We start from the raw sequence: 4,142 nt of genomic DNA on the forward strand, positions 1-4,142 counted from the left end.
GTCGGTGATCCGCCAGCGCCTCGACGCGATGATGGGCGAGATCGGCCGGACGCTCAAAGACCTGCATTTCGTCGGCCCGATCGGCCGGCAGGTCGTGCTCGTCGGCGGCGGCGCCGACCTGAAAGGCATCGCCGACTACACGCAAAGCGCGCTCGGCCGCGCCGCGCGCGTCGGGCGACCGCGTGGCTTGCACGGCCTGCCCGATGCGCATAGCGGCCCCGCTTTCGCGACGCTCGCGGGTCTGGTTCTCTATGCCGCGTCGGACCCCGTGGACCTCCGCGATCTGCCGATGATGGCGCAGGATGTGTACAAGCCCGCGGGCACATCGATCCTGCACCGGTTGATGGCGGCATTGAAAAGCAGTTTTTGAAAGGTGGGGCCAAAAATTGCCACTGGCACGTTCGAGGTTTGAAGCGATTTTGTTCAGGGCAAGGAAGCGAGACGCAGGCATATGAGTATATTCCAAGGCTCGCTGACGCAGCCATGTGCAAAATCGGTCAAATCCCGAAGGGACGTCGAAATGGCTTCGATCTCGTCTCCGCGCGGCCTTGCTGATGGAACCACCATCCGCGGCGGCCATGCGAAGCCGAGATCTTCGCCATTTCGAAGCCTCGAACGCGCCAGTGGCAATTTTTGGCCCCGTCGCAACGAAAAGGTTAATTTTTTGGATGATTCCCACGTCACAATAGTGCAATGCGGTAACAGAAAACCGGGCGGACGGACTGCCGCCCGGCTGGGTCGCAAGGTTGGGGAAGCGGCACCTGTCCGCCGCTGCAGGGAGACTTTTTGATGAGCATCAATATTGGCCCGCCGCAGGTCGATGAGCTGAAGCCGCGCATCGCGGTGATCGGCGTCGGCGGCGCGGGCGGCAATGCCATCGCAAACATGATCGCGGCACGCGTCGAGGGCGTCGATTTCATCGTCGCCAACACCGACGCGCAGGCGCTCAACGCCTCGCCGGCCGAACGGCGCATCCAGCTGGGGACACAGATCACCCAAGGGCTGGGCGCGGGTTCGCGGCCCGAGGTCGGTCGTGCGGCCGCCGAGGAAAGCATCGCGCAGGTCGAAGAGGCGCTGAACGGCGCGCATATGTGCTTCGTCGCCGCCGGCATGGGCGGCGGCACGGGCACCGGTGCGGCGCCCGTGATCGCCAAGGCGGCACGCGACCGCGGCATATTGACCGTCGGCGTCGTGACCAAGCCCTTCACCTTCGAAGGCCAGCGCCGCATGCGCTCGGCGGACTCGGGCATCGCCGAGCTGCAGGATCATGTCGACACGCTGATCGTCATTCCGAACCAGAATCTCTTCCTGGTCGCCAACCCGAACACGACCTTCAAAGAAGCCTTCACCATGGCGGATGAGGTGCTTCAGCAGGGCGTGCGCGGCATCACCGACCTGATGGTCATGCCCGGCCTGATCAACCTCGACTTCGCCGACGTGCGCAGCGTGATGCGCGAAATGGGCAAGGCGATGATGGGCACCGGCGAAGCCGAAGGCGACGGCCGCGCATTGGAAGCCGCGCAAAAGGCGATCGCCAACCCGCTGCTCGACGGTGTGTCGATGGCAGGCGCGAAGGGCGTCATCATCTCGATCACCGGCGGCGAGGACATGCGCCTGATGGAAGTCGACGAAGCCGCGAACCATATTCGCGAGCTGGTCGACCCCGATGCCAATATCATCTGGGGCAGCGCCTTTAACGACAACCTCGACGGCAAGATCCGCGTATCGGTGGTCGCCACCGGAATCGACAGCAACGGCGAAGCGGCGGCGCAGGCATCGCCCGCGACGCGCAGCTTTTCCTTCGCTCCCGCGCGCGCGGCCGCTCCCGCTCCGGTGGTCGAAGAGACTGTCGAACCGGCGGTTCAGGAAGAAGTTCTCGCCGAAACCGCGCCGGTGGAAGACAAGGATCCGGCCCCCGGCTTCTCGCTGGGCGACACCGGCGAGCGCGAAGCTCCGGCAGCCGCTGCCGAAGAGGAGCCGATGATATTGTCGCAGGTCGCCGCGAGCTATGACGACACCGCCGACGAACTCGTGCTCGACGCGCCCGAAGCGCCCGCCGAATATCGGGCGGCGCCTGCCGCGGATCCGACCCCGGTGGACGAATCGTCCGCGCGGTCGGTCGGTGGCGGAACCCTGTTCGAGCGCATGTCGCGCCTGTCGCGCGGGGCTTCGGCAACCGAAAGCGAAGACGGCGGCAAGGAGGACGGAGTCGATATTCCGCGCTTCCTGGGGCGGCAGAACAACCAGTAACGGGGCTATCGAGGGGCCGCCCGCCGGGCACGGCAGGCTGGAAATCGGGATGAGTTGCCCATGCGGCAAGCGAAATTGACGGCGAAGCCGGCGCGCGCACGGCGGATTGTCGGCGCGCTCGGTGTGCTGTTGCTTGGGACGGCCGCGCTGCCATCCGTTCATGCGCAGGTGACGCCGCCCGATGCCGCGACGAAAGCAGCGATGGAAAAGCGGACCGCGGCGCGCGCGCTCCTGTCTTCCTCCCTCGCGCGCATCGCCTCGAACAACAGCGACACGTCGGCGCTGCTCAATGCCGGCCGCGCGTCGATCGAGCTGGAGGATTATCGCGCCGCTCTCGGCTTCCTCGTCCGCGCCGAACAGGCGAACCCGCGCGACGGCGCGGTCAAGGCCGCGCTCGGTTCGGCGATGGTCCACATGGAAAACCCGACGCGCGCGCTCGATTATTTCGGCGAAGCGCAGCTGATGGGCGCGCCCGAACGGCTGTTCCTCGCCGACCGCGGCCTCGCGCGCGACCTGCTCGGGCAGCAGGACGCGGCGCAGCGCGATTACCAGCTCGCGCTGTCGATCGCGCCCAACGACGAACTGACGCGGCGCTATGCGTTGTCGCTGGGGATCAGCGGCGATGCCGACCGTGCGATCCAGTTGCTGACGCCGCAATTGCGGGCGCAGGATCGCGGCGCATGGCGCCTCCGCGCGATGATCCTCGCGATGAACGGCCGCGACAAGGAGGCGACCGATATCGTCAACGCGACGATGCCGCCCGCGATGGCGCAGAACATCACGCCCTATCTGACCCAGATGGACCGGCTCAATCCCGCGCAGCAGGCCGCCGCCGCCCATTTCGGCCGCTTTCCGAACGGGCAATTGGGACCAAAGCGCAAGCCGGTGCAGGTTGCCGCCGCCACGCCGCCGCCGGCCGCTCCGCCGGCTACGGCAACGGGCAGCCGTCAGGCAACGGGCGACCAGCGGCGACCCATCATGTCGGCGACACCCGCGCCGGTAGGCCGCAAACCCGTTTCGGAACCGGCCGCCCGGCCGGACGCCACGACGCCCGCGCTCGCGACGTCGACGCCGCCAGCGACGTCGACGCCGCCCGGGGCGTCCGCAGCGAATGCCCCGGTGCTGCGTTCGCCGTTTCAGCAGACCATTCGCAAGCCAATCGAAACACCAACCCCGACGCCGGCCCCCGCCCCGACGCAGGCGGTCCGTCCTGTTCCGCCGCCCGCCTCGATACCCGCCGCCTCGGCGCCCGAGCCGATCGGCGTGGCCGTCGATGCCGGCAAGGGTCCGGTCGGCCCGGGCTTTTCGATCGCCGACATGGGCCGTTCGACGGCCGCTGTTCCGACCTCGGCGCCGTCCGCCGCGACCGAAGCCGTTGCACCTGTCTCATCGCCGGTGGTCAGCGCGGTAGCCGCCACGCCAGCATCCGTTTCGGCGGCGCCACTCGCGTCGCTCGCCGACATCGTCGGTTCGATCGAGATCCCGGCTGAGGAATTGGCGCAGAGTGACCATGCGGTCGGCGCTGACACGCTCGCCAGGCTGATGGCCGACAAGCGGAAGGCTGAGGCGGCCGAGGCGGCGAAGCGCGAAAAAGACAGTGCTGCCGCGAAATTGAAAGCAGACGCCGACGCGAAAGCCAAGGAAGAAGCGGCCGAGAAAAAGGCCAATCCCGCCCGTATCTGGGTGCAGGTCGCGACCGGCGCGAATGCCAAAGCGCTCGCGACCGACTTCGGCAAATTCGCCAAGAAGAGCCCCGCCGTGTTCAAGGGCAAATCGGGTGCCACGGCCGAATGGGGCAAGACCCGCCGCCTGCTCGTTGGCCCGTTCAAGGACCGCAAGACGGCACAGGATTGGCTCGCCGACTATAAGAAGGCGGGCGGCGACGGCTTCCT

2 protein-coding genes and 1 pseudogene are annotated in these 4,142 nt (G+C 67.3%); all 3 read left to right on the forward strand.

Annotated elements, in window-relative coordinates:
• Positions 1-370 (forward strand): annotated as a pseudogene (locus VJ811_RS04955) (cell division protein FtsA); the annotation flags it as partial.
• A 419-nt stretch (positions 371-789) separates the two neighbouring features.
• On the forward strand, positions 790-2,250 hold the full coding sequence (gene ftsZ / locus VJ811_RS04960) for a cell division protein FtsZ (protein ID WP_324071167.1): 1,461 nt from the start codon (positions 790-792) through the stop codon (positions 2,248-2,250).
• A 60-nt stretch (positions 2,251-2,310) separates the two neighbouring features.
• A partial coding sequence (locus VJ811_RS04965; RefSeq protein WP_324071168.1) for an SPOR domain-containing protein occupies positions 2,311-4,142 on the forward strand: 1,832 nt, incomplete at its 3' end.

The organism is Sphingopyxis sp. (assembly GCF_035250425.1).
Classification (GTDB): Bacteria; Pseudomonadota; Alphaproteobacteria; order Sphingomonadales; family Sphingomonadaceae; genus Sphingopyxis.

Excerpts from the sequence above, each read along its gene's own strand:
- ftsZ (WP_324071167.1), top strand. The coding sequence starts at position 790 with ATGAGCATCAATATTGGCCCGCCGCAGGTCGATGAGCTGAAGCCGCGC.